This is a genomic window from Pseudarthrobacter sp. MOO13 (assembly GCF_058267655.1).
On sequence record NZ_CM177848.1, the window covers coordinates 970240 to 989220 of the forward strand.

Below are 18981 nucleotides of genomic sequence, written 5' to 3' on the forward strand. Positions count from 1 at the left end.
GGGTTCATAGGACGATACCTGCCATGCTGGAGTTGGCCACGGCCGAAAGCGGTGCCGGTGCGTCGATGGTGTTGGGTACGAAGCGGCAGAAGTAGTCCGTGACCGGGCCGTCGGATTCCCGGATGCCGCAGCCCACGGATTCGCCGTCCACCACCCAAAGGCCCAGCACGGGACGGTTGCCGTCGAAGTCGGGAAGGGCGTGGTACTGCTGGTAGCACCAGCCCTCGCGGCCGTAACCGCCGGGCTGTTCCACGGTGAGGCCGTCCGCGTGGATCCGGATGTTGTCGCCTTCACGGCCGTGCAGGGGCTTGGCCACCCATTCCTTCAGCGGCCCCGGGTCCGTGAGGTAGGCGGGCAGCAGGTTGGGGTGGTCCGGGTAGAGGTGCCACAAGGCGGCCAGCAGGGCTTTGTTGGAGAGCAGCATTTTCCAGGCCGGCTCAACCCATCGCGGATTATGGGCACGTTCCAGGAGGCGGGGCCCGAACTCTTCCTTCATCATCAGCTCCCACGGGTACAGCTTGAAGATGGTGCTGATCATGAAGTTGTCCAGGTCCACGAACCGGTTCAGGTTGGGGTCCCAACCGATATCCGACATGTTGATCCCGATGGTGGTCCATCCCGCCTGGCTGGCGACGTCGCGCATGTACGCGGCAGTCATCCAGTCCTCGCCGGATTCCTCCACCTCGGAGTGGGCCACGTGGAGGGTGCTCATGCCGGTGCGGTACTGGAACTTCTTCCACTGCCGGATCAGGGCCTCGTGGATGCCGTTCCACTGGTCCTTCTCCGGGAACACGTCCTGCAGCCAGAACCACTGCGCCACGGAGGCCTCGATGAGTCCGGTGGGGGTGTCGGCGTTGTATTCGAGCATCTTGGCCGGGCCGCCCCGGCCGTCGTAGATGAAGTCGAACCGGCCGTAGACGTCCACGTCGGCGGCCTGCAGGGATTCAGCCGCCAACTCCAAGGCCTGGGGGCCGATGCCGATGCTCCCCATGGCCCCGGTGGCCAGGAACTTCGCCGCCTCCAGGCACATCCGGTGCATGTCCTCGGCCGCGACCTCAAGAGTCTCCACCTCGTCCATGCTGAACTCGTAATACGCCGATTCGTTCCAGTACTCGATCCGGCGTCCGTCGTCCATGGTGGTGGTGGAGAAGACCAGGCCCTGCTCTTCGATCTTCTGCTTCCAGCCGGGCCGTGGTTGGGATGTCAGTCTCTTCACCGCTCAGCCTCCCGAGACCTTGCCGCCGCCGCCACTCGAGCCGCTCTTGGCGCTGGAACCAAACCCGCCGCGGCTGACCGTGCCGCCCTTGCTGCTGTACCCCGTGGAGGCCTTTGCCCCGCTGGGGATAGTCCGCGTGTAACCCGGCGCCGTGGACCTGTTCTGGCCCACCGGCGGAACGCTGGCCCCGCGGGAGTAGAAATACCAGGCGTAGACGCCGCCGCTGCGGCCGGCGGAGCTGTCGCAGTTGGTGTCCTCGACGCGCTCGCCGGTGTCGTCGTTGAAGCAGACCTGCGCGTATTCGGGGTCATCCTCGTTGCTGGCCACCACCGCCGTGATGGTTCCCGCCAGGAGGGCCGTGACGCCCAGGCCCACCACCACCGTGCGTCGCTGGGAACGCTTCTTCCGCGCCGCAGCGGCGTTGAGCTGCTTTTCGCGCTCGCGGGCAAACGGATCCACCAGCGGGACGGGCTCGTTGAGGAGGTCGGGGCGCAGCTCCGGCTTGGGGACCTGCCAAGGCGGCGGCTTGACGCTTCCGCCTCCCTCCGGAGGTGTTTTCTCCGGGTCCTCTTTCGGGTCTTTTTCGTTCGAGTCCACGGCCGTCCCCCTCGGTTGTCAACACTATTTGGGCGCAGCGCTGCACCCCCACCTGCAAGTCTCGACCCAGCGTAGTCCCTGCAACAGTGAGTTGACGAGATTGGCACCACCGGCAGGAACCCTAGACTGAAGCCATGGAACCAGCTTCTGTCCTCGCCGTCTGCCGCGTCCACCAGCTCCTGGGAGACCAGGGAAACGTTGGTGTCACCGCGATCGACAAACGCCCGTCCGAAGGTCCCGTGAAGGTGCACAAGTTGGGCGTGCACGGGGACATCCAGGCCAACCGGGTCCACCACGGCGGCGAGGACCAGGCCATCTACGCCTACTCGCAGTCCGACGCGGACTTCTGGACCGGGACGCTCGGACGCGAGCTGCCGCCGGGAATCTTTGGGGAGAACCTGCGGGTCTCCGGCATCGAACCAACCAACGCGGTGATCGGGGAGCGCTGGCAGGTGGGCGCCGACGTCGTCCTTGAGGTCACCTCTCCGCGCGTCCCTTGCGCCACCTTCCAACGCCGGATGAAGGAACCCCAGTGGGTGAAGCGCTTCACCGAGGAAGGGCGGGTGGGCGCCTACCTGCGCGTCATCCGCACCGGCACCATCCAGGCGGGCGATTACATCCACCAAACATTCGTGCCGCGCCATGGAGTCACCATCGGCCGGTGGTTCAGTGCGCCCGACGCGGAGGCCGTCGAGGCCCTCCGCGATGCCGAGGCCGACGGCGAAATCAGGCTCCAGGAGGAATACCACACCAGGTTCGAGGCACTGATGCGGAGGCTGGGGGAGTAGCCGCCACAAGCCCCGTTGCGCGCTGTTCCCGGGCCGTGTGCGCAAGCTCACCGCCGTCGTCGGGCCCTTGATTTCCCGCAGGCGGTGTCCGTCCCTTACACTTGAAATATCCCCCACTCCGGAAATCCCTTATTCCTGCCCAATTTTTGAGGCAGGACTGGCAAGTGTTGGGGCCCGCGCAAGCGATGCGGGCATTTTCATAGGGAGAGCCGGCTAAAGAAAACGCTGTACAGACTGCTGGGATAGCAGCCAAGAGATGCAGCGCGAAGTCCTGCCACGGGATTGCGAAAGCGCCGGACTTCTGTGACCGGCCGGTCAACGTCTGCCCGGCACCATCGGCACGTGTACTGCGGCTCCGCTCACCTCGGGTTGTGCCGCCTGGCCCCCTATGGATGAGGAATATCTCCCTATGCCCGAAAATCAGAACGAAACCACCGCTGTTGTCGAGGACGCCGCCGAGGCTCCCGTAACCGCTCCCTCCGCAGCCCCCGCTGTTGAAGCGCCTGCTGCCGAGGCTCCCGCCGCGGAAGCCCCTGCTGCTGAGGCGCCCGCCACGGCCACCCCTGCTGCCGAGGCCCCCGCCACGGCCACCCCTGCTGCGGACGAAGACGAAAACACCGTCAAGTTCGCCGATCTTGGCATCGATGGCCGCGTCCTGGCCGCCCTGCAGGACGTCGGGTACGAAAAGCCGTCCCCCATCCAGGCAGCCACCATCCCGCTGCTGCTTGAAGGCCGCGACGTCGTGGGCCTGGCCCAGACCGGCACCGGTAAGACTGCAGCATTCGCAGTACCGGCACTGTCCCGCCTGGCCGAACTCCACGACCTCAACGGCCCCTCCCGGAAGACCCAGGCCCTGGTCCTGGCTCCCACCCGCGAGCTGGCGCTCCAGGTCGCCGAAGCGTTCACCTCCTACGCCAAGCACATCGATGACTTCACCGTGCTGCCGGTCTACGGCGGGTCCGCCTACGGCCCCCAGCTCGCCGGCCTCCGCCGCGGCGCCCAGGTGGTTGTGGGTACCCCCGGCCGCGTGATCGACCACATCTCCAAGGGTTCCCTGGACCTGTCCGAACTCCAGTACCTGGTGCTGGACGAGGCTGACGAGATGCTGCGGATGGGCTTCGCCGAAGACGTGGAGCAGATCTTCCAGCAGACCCCGGAGGACCGCCAGGTGGCGCTGTTCTCGGCCACCATGCCGGGTCAGATCCGCCGGATGTCCAAGCAATACCTCAACAATCCGGCCGAGGTCCAGGTCAAGTCCAAGACCACCACCGGTGCCAACACCCGGCAGCGCTACCTGCAGATCATGGGCCCGCAGAAGCTGGACGCGCTGACCCGCATCCTTGAGGTCGAAGACTTCGACGGCGTCATCGCCTTCGTGCGGACCAAGATGGCCACCGAGGACCTGGCCGACAAGCTGAAGTCCCGCGGATTCCAGGCTGCCGCCATCAACGGCGACATCCCGCAGCAGCAGCGCGAGCGCACCGTTGACGCGCTGAAGGAAGGCCGGATCGACATCCTGGTGGCCACCGACGTCGCCGCCCGTGGCCTTGACGTCGAGCGGATCAGCCACGTCATCAACTACGACATCCCGCATGACACCGAGTCCTACGTGCACCGCATCGGCCGCACGGGCCGTGCCGGCCGTTCCGGCGAAGCGATCCTGTTCATGACGCCGCGGGAGAAGTACCTGCTGCGTTCCATCGAAAAGGCCACCCGCCAGCCGGTGGAACAGATGCACCTGCCCACGGCCGAGACCGTGAACACGCTGCGCCTGGGCAAGTTCGCCGAGCGCATCACCGAGACCCTCGCCTCCGAGGACGTCGCGGCGTTCCGCGACCTCATCGCCTCCTACGAGGAAGAGCACAACGTCCCGGCAGCAGAGATCGCTGCGGCCCTTGCCGTGATGGCGCAGGGCGGCCAGCCGCTCCTGGTCAAGGAGCTGCCCGCCGCTCCTGAATTCCAGAAGCGCGAGCGCTCCAAGGACGGCTTCGGTTCCCGCGGGCCCACCCGCGCGCTGACCGAGGGCAATGCCACCTACCGGATCGCCGTGGGACGCCGCCAGCGCGTCATGCCCGGCTCCATCGTGGGCGCCATTGCCAACGAAGGCGGCATCTCGTCCGCGCAGATCGGCGGGATCGACATCCGCTCGGACCACTCCCTGGTGGAGCTGCCCGCAGACCTGAGCCCCGAGCAGCTGCGCGCCTTGTCCCGTACCCGGATCGGCGGCGAGCTGATCCACCTCGAGCTGGACAACGGCCGCAGGCCTTCCGGCGACCGTCCCAGCTACCAGGGCAACCGCGGAGGCAACTTCAAGGGCAACGGCGGGTTCAAGAAGGAATTCCGGAAGAACGACGGCGAACGGTCCTCTGCTGAGCGCGGCGGACGTTCTTACACCGAGCGGTCGGAGCGGTCCTTCGGCGACCGGGGCCAGGCAGGCGACTCGCGCTTCGGTGGCCACGGCGACGGCTCCCGCAAGCCCCGCCACGGCGGCGACAGCGGACACCGCGACTTCAACCGCAAGGGCAAGTGGTAAACGCCCGGCGTTGAGGAATTGACGACGGCGATGGGCCGGCTTTCGAGCCGGCCCATCGGCGTTTAAGCGCGCGGGTGTGGGACTTGCCACATTCGTGCCCCGGAACGGTGGGCAGGGGGCCCTGAAAAGGCCGTTGCCGCCGTCGTCCTCCTTGCTGCCCTTTGCCCCTGCAGCCCCGGAATTACGGGGAAAAACAACCTTTCGCGGACCTCCAAAGAGCCTGTCCAACCGTCCGGGAGGGGCTCCAGGCGCCGATTTGTTGGTGCGGAAATCTTCCGGTAGAGTATTTACTCGTTGCCCCCCTAGCTCAGTGGTAGAGCGCGTTCTTGGTAAGAACGAGGTCACCGGATCGATTCCGGTGGGGGGCTCTGAATGAGGGCCTGCGTCAAGGCGGTTTTGACCGGCTTGACGCAGGTTTTTCTCATTCGTGGCGGTGTAGCTCAGTTGGTTAGAGCGCACGACTCATAATCGTGAGGTCGGGAGATCGAGCCTCCCCACCGCTACAGGCTAAGCCCCCGGAATCCGCAAGGATCCGGGGGCTTTTCTGTTTCCCGGATCGGCAGTAGCTTTGCAGCAACTGGCGGATGGGTGATTCGGTGGATGTTGTTGCTGCGGTCCTGGAGCCGTTCCGGTGGCTGGTGTCCGTCATCATGGTGGCTTTCCACGACGGGCTCAGTTCGGCGGGAATGCCTCCGGCGGCCGGCCTAACGTGGACCCTGGCCGTCGTGGGCCTGGTCCTGGTGATCCGTGCCGCCCTTATTCCGGTGTTCCTGGCCCAGGTCCGGGTCCAGCGCAGGATGAGCCGCCTGCAGCCGGACTTGAAGGAACTGCAGGACAGGTACAAGGGCAGGACAGACCAGGCTTCACGGCAGGCCATGGCCCAGGAGCAGATGGCCCTGTACCGGAAGCACGGCACCAATCCCTTCTCCGCGTGCCTGCCCCTGCTGATCCAGGCGCCGTTCTTCCTGGCCCTGTTCCAGGTCCTGTCAGGGGTCTCAAACGCCTCGCAGCAGGGGGCCGGCATCGGCGCCATGGGCCCGGCGCAGGTGGCCCAATTCGACTCGGCCAGCATTTTCGGGGCACCCCTGTCCGCGTCCCTGGTTCACGGCGGGGGCGATCCCGCCACCGTGGCCGTGCTCGCTGTCGCCATGATCCTGTTGATGATCGGATGCCAGTTCCTGACCCAGAGGCTCGTGGCTGCACGGGCCATGGGCACGCAGGACCCGGGGAGCCCGCTGGTCCGGCAGCAGAAGATCCTGCTGTATGTGCTGCCGCTGGTTTTTGGCGTGGGCGGCATTTTCTTCCCCATCGGCGTGCTGGCCTACTGGACTGTTTCCAACCTCTGGACTTTGGGGCAGCAGTACCTGGTGGCACGAAGTCCTGGGCCTGCATGAGTTCCACGTGCAGAATGGGCCCATGGCGCAGCTGATCTATTCCGGAATCATGTCCCTTGACGGCTACACGGCGGGCCGGGACGGCAACTTTTCCTGGTCCGCCCCTGACGAGGAGGTCCATGCCTTCATTAACGACCTCGAACGGGAGGTGGGTACGTACCTTTTCGGCCGCAGGATGTATGAGGTCATGTCGGCCTGGGAAACGTGGGACACATCGGATGAACCGGCCGTGATCCAGGACTATGCGCGGATCTGGAAGGGGGCGGACAAGGTGGTGTACTCGAGGACTCTTGACGCCGCGGCGACACCCAGGACCCGGGTGGAACGCCAGTTCCGGCCGGAGGATGTGCGGAGCCTGAAGTCCGCCGGCGGCAAGGACATCGCCATTGGCGGGCCCACGCTCGCGGCGCACGCCCTGGATGCCGGCCTCGTGGACGAGTACCGGCTGTTCATCACCCCGGTGGCCGTCGGTGGCGGCCTGCGTTTCCTGCCGGACGGCCTGGAGTCCGGGCTGGAGCTCGTCGATGAGCGCCGCTTCGAGGCGGGCACGGTGTACCTGCGTTACAGATGTCTGACCTAGCAGGCAGAATGGGGGCATGACACGCATCGCCATCATTGGCGGCCACGGGAAAGTGGCCCTCCTCCTGTCCGCCCTCCTGACCGGGGAGGGCCACAGCGTCACCTCGTTCATCAGGAATCCCGACCATGCAGCGGACGTGCAGGAGACCGGCGCCACGCCGGTGGTCCTGGACGTCGAGAATGCCACCACGGCGGACATCGCCGGCGCACTCCAGGGCCATGACGCCGTGGTCTGGTCCGCAGGCGCCGGCGGCGGCAACCCTGACCGGACCTACGCCGTTGACCGGGACGCTGCCATCCGCTCCATCGACGCCGCCGGCCAGGCGGGCGTCAACCGCTACGTCATGGTGTCCTACTTCGGCGCAGGCAAGGACCACGGGGTCCCCGAAAGCAACAGCTTCTTCGCCTATGCGGAGGCCAAGGCCGCCGCGGACGAGTACCTGCGCGGTACCGCGCTGGAGTGGACCATCCTGGGCCCGGGTGCCTTGACTGACAAGCCCGGAACCGGCCTGATCGACGTCGACCCGTCACCTGACGGGGACCGCGACACATCGCGGTCCAACACGGCGATCGTTGCGGCGGCGGTGCTGGACCTGCCCCAGACCGCTGGGCGGACCATCGAGTTCCGCGACGGCACCCTTCCGGTCTCCGCCGCCCTGGGACCGCGCGCCTAGGCGCCGGGCAGAAGCCGGATGGATCAGCTCGCCCTCATCATTGGCCTGCTGCTTGCCACGGTGGTGGCCGTCGGATTGGGCGACCGGCTGAGGCTGCCATACCCGGTCCTGATGCTGCTCCTGGCCGTGGCGTTGACGTTCATTCCAGGATTTCCGGATCTCGAGATTCCACCCGAGCTGATTCTTCCCATCTTCCTGCCGCCGCTGTTGTTCGCAACCGCCCAGCGCAGCTCGTGGGCGGTGTTCCGGGTCCGCTGGCGCACGTTGATCATGCTGGCCGTGGCCCTGGTGGTGATCAGTACCGCTGCGGTGGCCGGAGCAGCCTGGCTGATGATTCCCGGCATCGGAGTTCCAGCCGCCATCGCGCTCGGCGCCATGGTGGCCCCTCCGGATCCCGTGGCGGTGGAGTCCGTGGCCGGCCGGGTGCGCATGCCGCGGCGCCTGATTACCGTGCTGCAGAGCGAAGGCCTGTTCAATGACGCGGCCGCCATCGTCATTTTCCAGGCGGCCGTCGCCGCCGCCGTGGGCGGCACCAAGGTGGGGTCCGACGTCGTCCTGAACTTCCTCCTGGGCGCCGCGCTTGCCGTGGTGGTCGGTGTCGCCATGGGGTGGGTCATCGCCCTGGTCACCAGGCTGGTCACGTCCATGGTCGCCCGGAGCGCAGTGACCCTGGTGGTGCCGTTCGCCGCCTACATCCTGGCGGAGGAGGTGCACGCATCCGGTGTGATCGCCGTCGTGGTCACCGCACTCGAGATGCAGCGCCACGCCCGCCCCCAGGACGCCGCCGAGCGCGTCACGCGGAACGCCTTCTGGGACGTGGTGGAACTGCTGGTCACGGGGCTGGCCTTCGGCCTGGTGGGGCTGGAGATCCGGCACGTCATCCGGGATGAGGGTGCCGATATTTTTGGCATGACCGGTGTGGCCGCCGTGGTGTGCAGCCTGGTCTTCGCTGTCCGGTTCCTGTGGCTGGCCATCCTCGCCGCGGGTGCCCGGAAGCGCAAGAACGTCCTCCAGCCCACGTCGTGGAAGGAAGTCCTCATCCTGACGTGGTGCGGGATGCGCGGGCTCGCCACCCTGGCACTGGCCCTGGCACTGCCCCTGACCCTGGCAGACGGTGCGCCGTTCCCCGGCCGGGACTACGTGCTGGTGATTGCCTGTGCGGTGCTGCTGGCCACGCTGGTCCTTCCCGGCCTGACGCTGCCGTGGCTGATGCGCGTCCTGAAAGCCTCCGAGGACGGGACGGCCGAACGCGACGCCGTCCGGGTACTCGCCGCTCGCGCCCAGGCCGCCGCCGTCGCGGCCCTGAAGCAGCACCACCTGATGAAGGACCTGCCGCAGGAAAAGGTGGCCCTGGTCAAGGAGCGGATGCGCCGCCTGCAGGTCGAGCTGGCGGGCGGCAACCTGCCGGATGAGCCCTTGGCGGATAAACGGAAGCGCGGGCGGGAACTGGCCGTCGCGGTCCAGACGATTGCGTTGGATGCCGCGCGGCAGGAAGTGGTGGCGGCCCGCAACGAACCGGACATGGATCCGGAGGTGGCGGACCGGGTGCTGCGGCAACTGGACCTGCGCACCATGATCATGCCGGAATAGCTACGCCTGCGCCGGCAGAGCCAACTCAAGGTCGAGCGAATGCTTCTCCACGTAGTCCAGGGCGCAGCGCACCGCACCCACCGTCACGATCGAGTCCCCCAGCGGGGAGACGGACACCCGCGCGGGGGTGGCGGTAAAGTTCTTTAGCCGTGCGGTGATGGGGCCCAGCAGCACGTCCGCGGAATTGGCCACGCCGCCGCCGATCACCACGAGCTCCGGATTGAGCAAGGTGGCCACGGTCCCCACCACCCGGGCCATCCTGTCCGCCAGCCGGTCCAGGATGTCCCGGGCCACGGCGTCACCGTCCGCGGCGGCCGAGAACACCTGCTCGGCCTCGACCCGGCCCGGCTGGAAGGCCCTGAGTGCGGTGGGGGCGGACCCGGCCAGGGCTTCCGCGGCCCAGGTCCGGGCCAGGTGGGCGATCCCGTAGGTGTCGCCCACCCCGTCCACCAAATCCAGGTAGGCGAGCTCGCCGGCGCTGCCGCGGTTGCCGTGAACCAGCCGGCCCCCTTCCACGATTCCGGATCCCAGCCGTTCGCTCGCAAGGATCACCACGACGTCATCGATCCCGGCGGCCGAGCCCAGCCACCGCTCGCCCAGAGCGGCCAGGTTGGCGTCGTTCTCGAGCAGGACAGTCCACCCCCGGGCCTCCTTCAAAGCCGGCCGCAGTCCCAGATCGAACAGGCCCCAGAATTCCTGCGTTGCCAGCACCTCCCCGTGCCGGTCCACCGGCGCGGCCACGCCGGCGCAGACCGCCAGGACCTGGTCCGGTGCCGCTGCGGCGGAGCGCAGTGCGGCCGTGGCAACGCCATCAATGAACGCAATGCGTTCCGCGGATCCCACCTCGCCGGCCTGGAACGGCTGGCTGGCGCGTCCAATGGTTGTGCCCCGAAGGTCCGAGACCGCCACGGTGACCTTGGCGTATCCGATGTCCATGCCCAGCACTACGCCGGCGCGGTCGTTGAGTTCGAACCGGCGGGCAGGCCGGCCCTTCTGGTAGCCCCCGAACTCGCGCTGGTTCTCCCGCTCCAGGATCCAGCCCCGCCGGACCAAATCCTCGCAGACGGCAATGGTGGTGGCGCGGGTCAGGCCGGTGGCTGCCATGACGTCCGTGACGGTCACTGCCGCAGCGGAGCGCATGAACTCAAGGACCGCGCCGGCGCTGACCCGCCGCAGCAGTTGGGGAGTCGCCGGAACCAGCTCAGGCATGCTGTTGACCTTCCTGCACAATGCACCAGATAATACTTGGGGAAGTAAATTTAGATCCAATATAAATATACCCGCACCGACGAAAAGGACCGTTCCTTGTCCACCACCGCCACGCTGGCAACCCTGTCCGACTCCGACCGCCTTGCCGACCCCAACTGGTGGCGCCAGGCTTCCGTCTACCAGATCTACCCGCGCAGCTTCGCGGATTCCAACGGCGACGGCATCGGTGACCTGAAGGGCATCACCGCCAAGGTGCCGTACCTGAAATCGCTGCGAATCGACGCCGTCTGGCTGAGCCCGTTCTACCCCTCCGCGCTCGCTGACGGCGGCTACGACGTGGACGACTACCGCGACGTCGACCCCAAGCTCGGAACGCTGGCGGACTTCGACGAGATGGCCAAGGCCCTTCACGACGCCGGCATCAAGCTGATCGCCGACATCGTCCCCAACCACTCCTCCAACCGGCACCGGTGGTTCCAGGAGGCGCTGGCCGCACCCAAGGGATCCCCGGCCCGCGACCGCTACATCTTCCGCGACGGCAAGGGCCCCAACGGGGAGTTCCCGCCGTCGGACTGGGACTCGGTGTTCGGCGGACCGGCCTGGGAGCGGATCACCGAACCGGACGGCACGCCCGGCCAGTGGTACATGCACATCTTCGCCAAGGAGCAGCCGGACCTGAACTGGTCCAACCGCGAGATCCGCGACGACTTCCTGGAGACCCTGCGCTTCTGGTCCGACCGCGGCGTGGACGGCTTCCGTGTCGACGTGGCGCACGCGCTGACCAAGGACCTCACCGAGCCCCTGCTGTCCAAGCTGGAACTGAGCGCGGCCAACACCGGTGTGGACGGATTCGACGACGGCTCGCACCCGTTCTGGGACCGCGACGAAGTCCACGAAATCTACGCCGAATGGCGTGAGGTGTTCAACGAGTACAACCCGCCGCGCACCGCCGTGGCCGAAGCCTGGGTGCACGCCACCCGGCGCGCCCGCTACGCCAGTCCGCAGGGACTGGGCCAGGCGTTCAACTTCGACCTGCTGCAGGCCGACTTCGACGCCGCCGAGTACAAGGAGATCATCACCCGCAACCTTGCCGAGGCCGCTGCCACCGGTGCCTCCTCCACCTGGGTGTTCTCCAACCACGACGTCGTCAGGCACGCCACCCGTTACGGCCTGCCGCAGGTGGCCAAGGAGAAGGCCGGTGCCAAGGGCCAGGACGGCAAGGACTGGCTGCTCGCCGGCGGACCACAGGACCAGTTGGACGTGGAACTCGGCGAACGCCGGGCCCGTGCCGCCACCTTGCTGATGCTCGCAGTTCCCGGCTCCGCCTACCTCTACCAGGGCGAGGAACTGGGCCTGCAGGAAGTGGCTGACATCCCGGAATCGGAACGCCAGGATCCGTCCTACTTCCGCAACAAGGGCGTGGAAATCGGCCGCGACGGCTGCCGCGTGCCGCTGCCGTGGAAGGTTGAGGGAACCTCGTTCGGCTTTGGTGACGGCGGCTCGCACCTGCCGCAGCCGGACTGGTTCAGCAAGTACGCCGTCGAGGCACAGGACGGCACCGACGGCTCCACCCTGGAGCTCTACCGCAAGGCCCTGAAGCTGCGCCGGGAACTGCTCACGGGTGAAGAGTTGGAGTGGATCGAGTCCGGCGCACCGGATGTGCTGCACTTCAAGCGCCCCAACGGCTGGCAGTCGGTGACCAACTTCGGGACCACGGCTGTGGACCTTCCCGCCGGTGAAGTGCTGGTCAGCAGCTCGCCGCTGGAGGATGGCAAGCTGCCGGCGAACACCACCGCGTGGCTGCGCTGATGCACGGCAGCCGTGGAACCGGGTGCCCCTGATGCAGGAACTCATCTACGGGTGCATGGGACTGGGCGGCAGCTGGTCTGACGAGCCGCATGAAGCCAAGCATGTGGACCAGGCCGCTGCCGCCGTCCAGGCGGCGATGGACGCCGGGATCACCCTGTTCGATCACGCGGACATCTACCGGCGGGGCAAGTCGGAAGCAGTTTTCGGCGAGGTGCTGGCGGCCACCCCGGGCCTGCGGGAGCGGATCCGGCTGCAGACCAAGTGCGGCATCCGGCTCAATGAACGCGGCCTGCAGACCCACTACGACCTCAGCCGGGAAGGCATCCTGGAGCGGGTCAACGGCAGCCTCGGGAGGCTTCGGACGGACTTCGTGGACGTCCTGCTGCTGCACCGCCCGGATCCGCTGGCGGACCCGGCAGAGGTCGCGTCCGCCGTCGGGCAGCTGATGGCCGAAGGCAAGGTCCGGCAGTTGGGCGTATCCAACATGTCCGCCGCCCAGATCGAGGCTTTGCGGGACCGGCTGGAGACGCCGGTGGTGGCCAACCAGCTTGAGATGAGCCTGCTCAAGCGGGCATGGCTGGAAAGCCAGGTCCTGGTCAACCACCCGGACCACCTGGAGTACAGCTTCCCGCACGGCACGCTGGAGTACTGCGCCCGCAACAACATCACCCTGCAGGCGTACGGGTCCCTCGCCCGCGGCGCCTACACCGGGGCGGAGCTGGAAAGCCCGGCCCCTGCAGAGGCCGCCACCGCAGAACTTGTGGCGGAACTCGCGGTGCAGTACGGGACCACCGGCGAGTCGGTCCTGCTGGGCTGGCTGATGAAGCACCCGTCCGGCATCGCGCCGGTGATCGGGACGGCCAACCCCGAACGCATCCTCGCCTGTGCGGATGCGGAGAGGGTGGCCGGTGCCATGACCCGGGCCGACTGGTACCGGCTCTGGGTGACGGCGCGCGGCAGCAACATCCCCTGACCGTTCCGCAAGGGTGGCGGCGGGCGTCCCGATGCATGGTCATCAGGGCGCCCGCCGCTTCCGTATCCGGTCATAACGCGTTTAGTTCGTATTGATCCTCACAAGCCGGCCGTTTTCTTCGCCGTGCCGCTTCCCGGGCGGATACTGTAGAAACCATGACGTCTACCATCGCCGCCGAAACCGTAAGGCCGGAACGCAATATCCCCGCAGAGATCGCCCGTTCGTGGCTCCTCGTCAATGCCATGAAGCCGGAGCTCTTCGACCAGTCGGCCGTGTCCCGGGCCGATTCGATCATCCTGGATATTGAAGATGCCGTGGACCCGTCGCAGAAGGACCAGGCCAGGGCCAATGTGGTGGACTGGCTGACCGCCGGCGGCCAGGCCTGGGTCCGGATCAATGACGCCACCAGCCCGTTCTGGGCCGATGACCTCGCGGGCCTGCGCGGCACCCCGGGCCTGCTGGGGGTCATGCTCGCCAAGACCGAGTCGGCTGACCAGGTGACCGAGAGCTTCCACCGCATGGACGGCAAGACCCCGGTGATCCCGTTGGTGGAATCCGCGGTCGGCATAGAGGAAGCCAACAACATTGCCAAGGCACAGGGCGCGTTCCGGCTGGCGTTCGGTTCCGGCGACTTCCGCCGCGATACCGGCATGGCCGCCACCCCGGAGGCCATGGCCTACCCCCGCGCCAAGCTGGTGGTCGCCAGCCGGGTGGGCAACCTGCCGGGCCCCATTGACGGCCCCACCGTGGGCACCAACCACCCCATCCTGCGCGAACAGACCGGCATCACGGTGATGATGGGCATGACCGGCAAGCTCTGCCTGGCGATCGACCAGACCCCGGTGATCAACGAGGTCATCAGCCCCACCCCGTCCGACGTCGCCTGGGCCACCGACTTCATGAACGACTTCGAAGCCAACGGCCGCGTCATCCGTGACGGCTCCGACCTGCCCCGCCTGGGCCGCGCCGAGAAGATCATGAAGCTCGCCGTAGCCTTCGGGGTCCAGCCGGCCCTTTAACGCCGCCCCGTTCCCGCAGGAGACCCCGTTGACCGATACCCCCTATCTGGTCCACGGGGTCTTTTGGGATGGGGTGCCCGCCTCCCCGGCGGCGCAGGCGTCCACAGCAGCGCACGACGCCGGAAGCCCGGTTTTGCGCCTGCGGTCACCGGACGGGGACTTCCGGGAGCTCAGCCTCACGCCGCGGGCACGCCTGGGCTTCGAGGTGGCCCGTCCCGGGAAATCCTGCCTGGGGCATACGGTGGTTCACTCGTCAACGCGGCGGGACCATATCCCTTGCGCCTCGGCGGCGGCCGCAGCCCGCGGAAAACAGTGCGAGCGGTGCTTCGTGCTGGACGAGTCCCGGCTGATGCATGATTTCCATCGTGGCGGCCGGGTCACGCCCGGCTTGCGGGACTACCTGATGCAGGAACACTGGCTGTATGTGGCCACTTTCGCAGGCGGCACCACGAAGGTGGGAACGGCCTCCGGACCGCGAAAGTGGAACCGGCTGGCCGAACAGGGAGCCGCGGCGGCAACCTACGTCGCCAGGGCACGGGACGGAAAGGTTGTGCGTGTCCTGGAGGACCTGGTGACGGAGCAGGCCGGCCTGACCCAGCAGGTCCGGTCCGCGGCCAAGGCCGAGGCCCTGTTGTACCCCCTTCCGGCCGCCGAATTGACGGCCGTCAACGCCCGCGCCGCGGGTCAGGTGCGGGCCCTGCTGGCCCGCACCGCCGTCGAGGGCTTCGACGCCGTGTCGGAGCAGTGGGTACGGCCGGTGCATGCCGGGGCCCTCCATGCGGCCGGGCCACGCCACGCGTACCCGCACGCATTGGACCGGGGGTGCCACGGCTTCGACGTCGCGTCCCTGAGCGGAGCGAGCGCCCTGGCCCGGCTGGACGGCACGGACGCCGGGTTCGTGGTCAACCTGTCCCAACTGGCCGCCAGGACCATCGTGCTGGGGGAGTACGCCTCACCAGTGCCGGCACTTCAGGAAGCCCTGTTCTGACCCGCCGGGTTTGCCGGGCCCCCGGGCTCGGTAGACTTGGACGGTGCTGAACGAATTCTGGGCCACCGCGCCAACCCGCTACAAAGTCCTGGTCTTCAGCGCGATGGGACTGATTGCCGTCGGCATTGTCCTCAACCTCATCGGCAACACCGGCGGCAACCAGGGCCTGGCCATGGCTTCCCTGCCCCTGATCGGGCTGGGCCTGGTGCTGCACGTCGTCGGCATGGTGGTCCGCGGCCAGTCCATCCGGAAGAACCTCCGCCGGTAGCGTTTCGGCGCACGTTTCCTGCCGCCAACGCGCTGAGGATAGGCTGGAATCCATGACTATCAATCCGGACCTGCAGGGCCGCAGCTACCCTGCCGCAGAGGTGTACGACGTTGGCCGGGAGAAAATCCGCGAGTTCGCCCGCGCCGTGAAGGCCACGCACGCCGCACACTTCGACGTTGAGGCAGCAAAGGCGTTGGGCCACCGCGATCTCGTGGCCCCACCCACGTTCGCCATCATCATCGCCCAGCGGGCCGATGCCCAGCTCATTGAGGATCCGGAAGCCGGAATCGACTTCTCCCGCGTGGTCCACGCCGACCAGCGGTTCACCCACCACCGCGCCATCGTGGCCGGAGACCGCCTCGTCGCGGAGCTGCACGTCGACGGTGTCCGGGCCATGGGCGGCGGCGCCATGATCACCACCCGCTCAGAGATCTTTGCCCTCGGCGACGGGGATTCCCGCGAGCAGGTCACCACCACCACATCATCCATTCTGGTCCGCGGAGAGGGACAGTAACCATGCGCCCCAGCCTCACTGAACTCAGCCCCGGCCAGGACATCGGCAACCGCACCATCGAGGTGACCCGCACGGACCTGGTCAAATATGCCGGCGCCTCCGGGGACTTCAACCCCATCCACTGGAACGAGGCTTTTGCCACCAGCGTGGAACTGCCCGGTGTCATCGCGCATGGCATGTTCACCATGGGCTCTGCCGTCCAGCTGGTCACCGATTGGGCGGGCGACCCTGCCGCCGTCGTCGATTTCCAGACCCGCTTCACCAAGCCCGTCCTGGTCGCCGATACCACAGGCACCACGGAACCCGGCGCCACCGTGGAGGTCAGCGGCATCATCGGAAAGCTCGATGCCGAGGCCAACACCGCACGGATTGACCTCACGGTTGTGGCCGCCGGGCAGAAGGTGTTGATGAAGGCCCAGGCACTGGTCAAGCTGGCCTGACCAGGCGCTGGCCTCCAGCCCGGCCGTTTTCACGGGTGCGGCTGTTTAACGCGGTTGAGGGAGGACGCCCCGCGGGCATCCTCCCTCAACCTTTTTGGCACGTGTGGGTCAGGAAGCGGCGGCGGCGTTGTAGGCCGACTGGATGACCGAGCCCCAATACGGGCCGTACATGGTGGTGGAGTTGCTGCCGTAGCCATAGCTGTTGACCGAGTTCTGGTAACCGCCCGCGGAGGTGCCAATGAACCAGGGACCGCCCGACGAACCGCCGGTCATGTTGCAGGGGATGCCTTGGGTGTTGAACTGCGGGTTATAGGGATCGTTGGTGGCCGTCCCCGAGCAGCTCTTGAGGGATTCGCCGTTGAAAGGCGGCGCGGCCGGGTAGCCGAATGCCTTGTAGGCGAGGCCGCGGGCGGCATTGAACCGGACCCCGGAGGCGCCCACGACGTCCGCGAGGTTGCGGCCGTTCAGCGGCGACATAACGGCGAAACCGGTGTCGTACTGCATGTTGCCCGAGGAGCTCCACTGGGTGGGGGCGTAGAGGGCACGGGCCGTCCACTTGCCGTACGGGGCGGATCCGTTGAGGTAGGCGGGGACGAACGTGAACCGGGTGGCGAAGGCGCCGGGGCCCTCGTTGATGCAGTGGCCCGCAGTGGACACAGTGCTCCGGTTCGTGGCGGCCACCGAGTTGGCCGAGCACACATAGTCGGTTCCGCCCAGGGTGAAGAACACCTTGCCGATATGCGGGACGGGGCTTTCGCTGGCGTTCGCCATCGGCTGGACCGTTGGATCCGATCCCTTGATTTTGGTTTCGGTGCCATTACTGGGCGTTTCCCCCAGCGGGGCAGCATTGCCCTTTTGCCGCTGCAGTGCCTTCTTGGCGAGCGAATCGCCGGGGACGGCTGCCCGCATCCGCTCCGGCGTCCAGTAGTCCGCGGCGTCACCGGTTGTCCTGGTGCTGCTGATCCCGGGAGCTGCGTCGTTTCCGGGGGCGGAGGGTGCCGCTGTTGCGCCGCCGGCCGAGGAGAAAGCGAACACTGCGGCTGTCAATAGGCTCATGAGGCTCGTGGCCAGAGTCCTGGTAATGGTCATAGCAGTCCTATGCGGTATCGGGGAAAGCGGACCCAGGTCTGTGATCCGCTGGCTCGAAAATACGCACATATGACAAGTTTGTAAATATTCAACACTGAGGTTGTTAGTTAATTGTTGATTCTGTTACTCCTTGCAAGGCGGCGCTTGGCCGGGGCTCCTTGGGCGTTCCCTAGTATTGTTGATGGGTGACTGCCACCAAGCTTTCCCAGCTGACCACGTCCGCCGTCGGCGGCCCCGCCGGCACCTTCATCGAGGCCCGGACCGAGGGCGAGATTATCGACGCCGTCAGGTCGGCGGATGCCGCCGGCGAGCAGGTCCTGATCATCAGCGGCGGCTCCAACCTCCTGGTGTCCGACGACGGGTACCCCGGGACCGTGGTCAAGATCGCCTCGGAGGGCTTCACCGTGAATGCGGAGGACTCGTGCGGCGGCGTGGCCGTCGTGGTGCAGGCAGGCCACAATTGGGACCGGTTGGTGGAGTACGCCGTTCGCCATGCCTGGTCGGGGATAGAGGCCTTGTCCGGTATCCCTGGCTCCACCGGGGCCACGCCCGTCCAAAATGTGGGAGCGTACGGTGCCGAGGTATCCCAGACCATCGCCGCCGTCCGCACCTGGGACCGGGAACGGAACGCGGTGAAGACGTTTACCAATTCCGAACTTGAATTCGGCTACCGTGACTCCATCCTGAAGCGGACCACCGTTGACGGTTCCCCCCGGTACGTTGTCCTTACTGTTGAATTCCAGCTGCCGCTGGGCCGCATGAGCGCGCCCATCCGGTACGCCGAGCTGGCCCGCTCCCTCGGCGTCGAGGTGGGCAAGCGCGCTTACGCCAATGACGTCCGCCGGGAAGTGCTGCGCCTGCGCGCCTCCAAGGGGATGGTGTGGGACGCCGCCGACAGGGATACCTATTCCACCGGGTCGTTCTTCACCAACCCCATCGTCCCGGCGGACGTGGCCGACACGCTGCCCGAATCGGCTCCCCGCTATCCGGCAGGAGGGGACGGACTGGTGAAACTCTCGGCAGCGTGGCTGATTGACCAGGCCGGGTTCGGCAAGGGGTTCGGGCTGGAACCGGGAAGCGTATCCGCGGGCCGCGCCTCCCTGTCCACCAAGCACACGCTCGCCGTCACCAACCGCGGCTCAGCCAGCGCGGCGGACATGGTGGCCGTGGCGCGGGAGGTGCGCACCGGCGTCGAACGCCGTTTTGGGATCCTGCTGCACCCCGAGCCGCTGCTTATCGGACTGGAACTCTAAGGGACCGGGTGTAGCTCCGGGCAGCCGTCCCCGGCCTAGGATGGGGCC

18 protein-coding genes and 2 tRNA genes are annotated in these 18981 nt (G+C 67.1%); 16 read left to right on the forward strand and 4 right to left on the reverse strand.

Annotation, left to right across the window (positions count from 1 at the left end; all coding sequences use genetic code 11):
- Positions 1 to 4: 4 nt before the first annotated feature.
- A complete protein-coding gene (locus AC4EEO_RS04560) occupies positions 5 to 1216 on the reverse strand; it encodes a glutathionylspermidine synthase family protein (protein ID WP_491340000.1) in 1212 nt (403 codons plus the stop codon).
- 3 nt (positions 1217 to 1219) lie between these two features.
- Positions 1220 to 1813 carry a Tat pathway signal protein gene (locus AC4EEO_RS04565; protein WP_491330315.1) on the reverse strand — a complete coding sequence of 198 codons (594 nt, stop codon included), beginning with the start codon at positions 1811 to 1813 and terminating at the stop codon, positions 1220 to 1222.
- A gap of 134 nt (positions 1814 to 1947) precedes the next feature.
- On the opposite strand from AC4EEO_RS04565, the gene AC4EEO_RS04570 reads away from it, so the two are divergent.
- From AC4EEO_RS04570 to AC4EEO_RS04605, 8 genes are all read left to right on the forward strand, one after another.
- Complete coding sequence (locus tag AC4EEO_RS04570; protein WP_491330314.1) at positions 1948 to 2601, forward strand: MOSC domain-containing protein; 654 nt, start codon at positions 1948 to 1950, stop codon at positions 2599 to 2601.
- Between the two features lie 409 nt (positions 2602 to 3010).
- The gene (locus AC4EEO_RS04575; protein WP_491340001.1) at positions 3011 to 5134 is read left to right on the forward strand and encodes a DEAD/DEAH box helicase; all 2124 of its coding nucleotides are present in this window, start codon (positions 3011 to 3013) and stop codon (positions 5132 to 5134) included.
- 296 nt (positions 5135 to 5430) lie between these two features.
- Positions 5431 to 5502, forward strand: a tRNA-Thr gene (locus tag AC4EEO_RS04580).
- 61 nt (positions 5503 to 5563) lie between these two features.
- Positions 5564 to 5637 (forward strand) — tRNA-Met (locus AC4EEO_RS04585).
- 81 nt (positions 5638 to 5718) lie between these two features.
- Positions 5719 to 6528, forward strand: coding sequence for a membrane protein insertase YidC (gene yidC, locus AC4EEO_RS04590; RefSeq protein WP_491340002.1), 810 nt, complete (start codon positions 5719 to 5721; stop codon positions 6526 to 6528).
- Positions 6529 to 6550: 22 nt separating this feature from the next.
- On the forward strand, positions 6551 to 7108 hold the full coding sequence (locus tag AC4EEO_RS04595) for a dihydrofolate reductase family protein (RefSeq protein WP_491340003.1): 558 nt from the start codon (positions 6551 to 6553) through the stop codon (positions 7106 to 7108).
- Positions 7109 to 7124: 16 nt separating this feature from the next.
- On the forward strand, positions 7125 to 7781 hold the full coding sequence (locus tag AC4EEO_RS04600; protein ID WP_018760514.1) for an SDR family oxidoreductase: 657 nt from the start codon (positions 7125 to 7127) through the stop codon (positions 7779 to 7781).
- 18 nt (positions 7782 to 7799) lie between these two features.
- Positions 7800 to 9371, forward strand: a complete 1572-nt coding sequence (locus tag AC4EEO_RS04605; RefSeq protein ID WP_491340004.1) for a Na+/H+ antiporter — start codon at positions 7800 to 7802, stop codon at positions 9369 to 9371.
- Here the strand turns inward: AC4EEO_RS04605 and AC4EEO_RS04610 are convergent, their stop codons facing one another.
- Complete coding sequence (locus AC4EEO_RS04610; protein WP_491330309.1) at positions 9372 to 10580, reverse strand: ROK family protein; 1209 nt, start codon at positions 10578 to 10580, stop codon at positions 9372 to 9374. It abuts the gene before it with no gap.
- A 96-nt stretch (positions 10581 to 10676) separates the two neighbouring features.
- Between AC4EEO_RS04610 and AC4EEO_RS04615 the strand changes: the two genes are divergently transcribed.
- From AC4EEO_RS04615 to AC4EEO_RS04645, 7 genes are all read left to right on the forward strand, one after another.
- A complete protein-coding gene (locus tag AC4EEO_RS04615; RefSeq protein WP_491340005.1) occupies positions 10677 to 12389 on the forward strand; it encodes a glycoside hydrolase family 13 protein in 1713 nt (570 codons plus the stop codon).
- A 31-nt stretch (positions 12390 to 12420) separates the two neighbouring features.
- Positions 12421 to 13362, forward strand: a complete 942-nt coding sequence (locus AC4EEO_RS04620; protein WP_491340006.1) for an aldo/keto reductase — start codon at positions 12421 to 12423, stop codon at positions 13360 to 13362.
- 155 nt (positions 13363 to 13517) lie between these two features.
- Positions 13518 to 14381 (forward strand): HpcH/HpaI aldolase/citrate lyase family protein, encoded by an 864-nt coding sequence (locus tag AC4EEO_RS04625; protein WP_018760509.1) that lies wholly within the window; start codon positions 13518 to 13520, stop codon positions 14379 to 14381.
- Between the two features lie 28 nt (positions 14382 to 14409).
- On the forward strand, positions 14410 to 15369 hold the full coding sequence (locus AC4EEO_RS04630) for a DUF2797 domain-containing protein (protein ID WP_491340007.1): 960 nt from the start codon (positions 14410 to 14412) through the stop codon (positions 15367 to 15369).
- Positions 15370 to 15412: 43 nt separating this feature from the next.
- Complete coding sequence (locus AC4EEO_RS04635; protein ID WP_018760507.1) at positions 15413 to 15637, forward strand: DUF3188 domain-containing protein; 225 nt, start codon at positions 15413 to 15415, stop codon at positions 15635 to 15637.
- A 52-nt stretch (positions 15638 to 15689) separates the two neighbouring features.
- A complete protein-coding gene (locus AC4EEO_RS04640) occupies positions 15690 to 16151 on the forward strand; it encodes an FAS1-like dehydratase domain-containing protein (RefSeq protein ID WP_018760506.1) in 462 nt (153 codons plus the stop codon).
- 2 nt (positions 16152 to 16153) lie between these two features.
- The gene (locus AC4EEO_RS04645; protein WP_491340008.1) at positions 16154 to 16591 is read left to right on the forward strand and encodes a MaoC family dehydratase; all 438 of its coding nucleotides are present in this window, start codon (positions 16154 to 16156) and stop codon (positions 16589 to 16591) included.
- A gap of 108 nt (positions 16592 to 16699) precedes the next feature.
- Here the strand turns inward: AC4EEO_RS04645 and AC4EEO_RS04650 are convergent, their stop codons facing one another.
- Positions 16700 to 17680 (reverse strand): trypsin-like serine peptidase, encoded by a 981-nt coding sequence (locus AC4EEO_RS04650; protein ID WP_491340009.1) that lies wholly within the window; start codon positions 17678 to 17680, stop codon positions 16700 to 16702.
- Between the two features lie 185 nt (positions 17681 to 17865).
- On the opposite strand from AC4EEO_RS04650, the gene AC4EEO_RS04655 reads away from it, so the two are divergent.
- Entirely contained in the window at positions 17866 to 18933 is a 1068-nt protein-coding gene (locus AC4EEO_RS04655) for a UDP-N-acetylmuramate dehydrogenase (protein ID WP_491340010.1), read from the forward strand.
- Positions 18934 to 18981 lie beyond the last annotated feature (48 nt).

Excerpts from the sequence above, each read along its gene's own strand:
- AC4EEO_RS04570 (WP_491330314.1), top strand. The coding sequence starts at position 1,948 with ATGGAACCAGCTTCTGTCCTCGCCGTCTGCCGCGTCCACCAGCTCCTG.
- AC4EEO_RS04575 (WP_491340001.1), top strand. The coding sequence starts at position 3,011 with ATGCCCGAAAATCAGAACGAAACCACCGCTGTTGTCGAGGACGCCGCC.
- yidC (WP_491340002.1), top strand. The coding sequence starts at position 5,719 with ATGGGTGATTCGGTGGATGTTGTTGCTGCGGTCCTGGAGCCGTTCCGG.
- AC4EEO_RS04595 (WP_491340003.1), top strand. The coding sequence starts at position 6,551 with ATGGCGCAGCTGATCTATTCCGGAATCATGTCCCTTGACGGCTACACG.
- AC4EEO_RS04600 (WP_018760514.1), top strand. The coding sequence starts at position 7,125 with ATGACACGCATCGCCATCATTGGCGGCCACGGGAAAGTGGCCCTCCTC.
- AC4EEO_RS04605 (WP_491340004.1), top strand. The coding sequence starts at position 7,800 with ATGGATCAGCTCGCCCTCATCATTGGCCTGCTGCTTGCCACGGTGGTG.
- AC4EEO_RS04610 (WP_491330309.1), bottom strand. The coding sequence starts at position 10,580 with ATGCCTGAGCTGGTTCCGGCGACTCCCCAACTGCTGCGGCGGGTCAGC.
- AC4EEO_RS04620 (WP_491340006.1), top strand. The coding sequence starts at position 12,421 with ATGCAGGAACTCATCTACGGGTGCATGGGACTGGGCGGCAGCTGGTCT.
- AC4EEO_RS04625 (WP_018760509.1), top strand. The coding sequence starts at position 13,518 with ATGACGTCTACCATCGCCGCCGAAACCGTAAGGCCGGAACGCAATATC.
- AC4EEO_RS04640 (WP_018760506.1), top strand. The coding sequence starts at position 15,690 with ATGACTATCAATCCGGACCTGCAGGGCCGCAGCTACCCTGCCGCAGAG.
- AC4EEO_RS04645 (WP_491340008.1), top strand. The coding sequence starts at position 16,154 with ATGCGCCCCAGCCTCACTGAACTCAGCCCCGGCCAGGACATCGGCAAC.
- AC4EEO_RS04650 (WP_491340009.1), bottom strand. The coding sequence starts at position 17,680 with ATGACCATTACCAGGACTCTGGCCACGAGCCTCATGAGCCTATTGACA.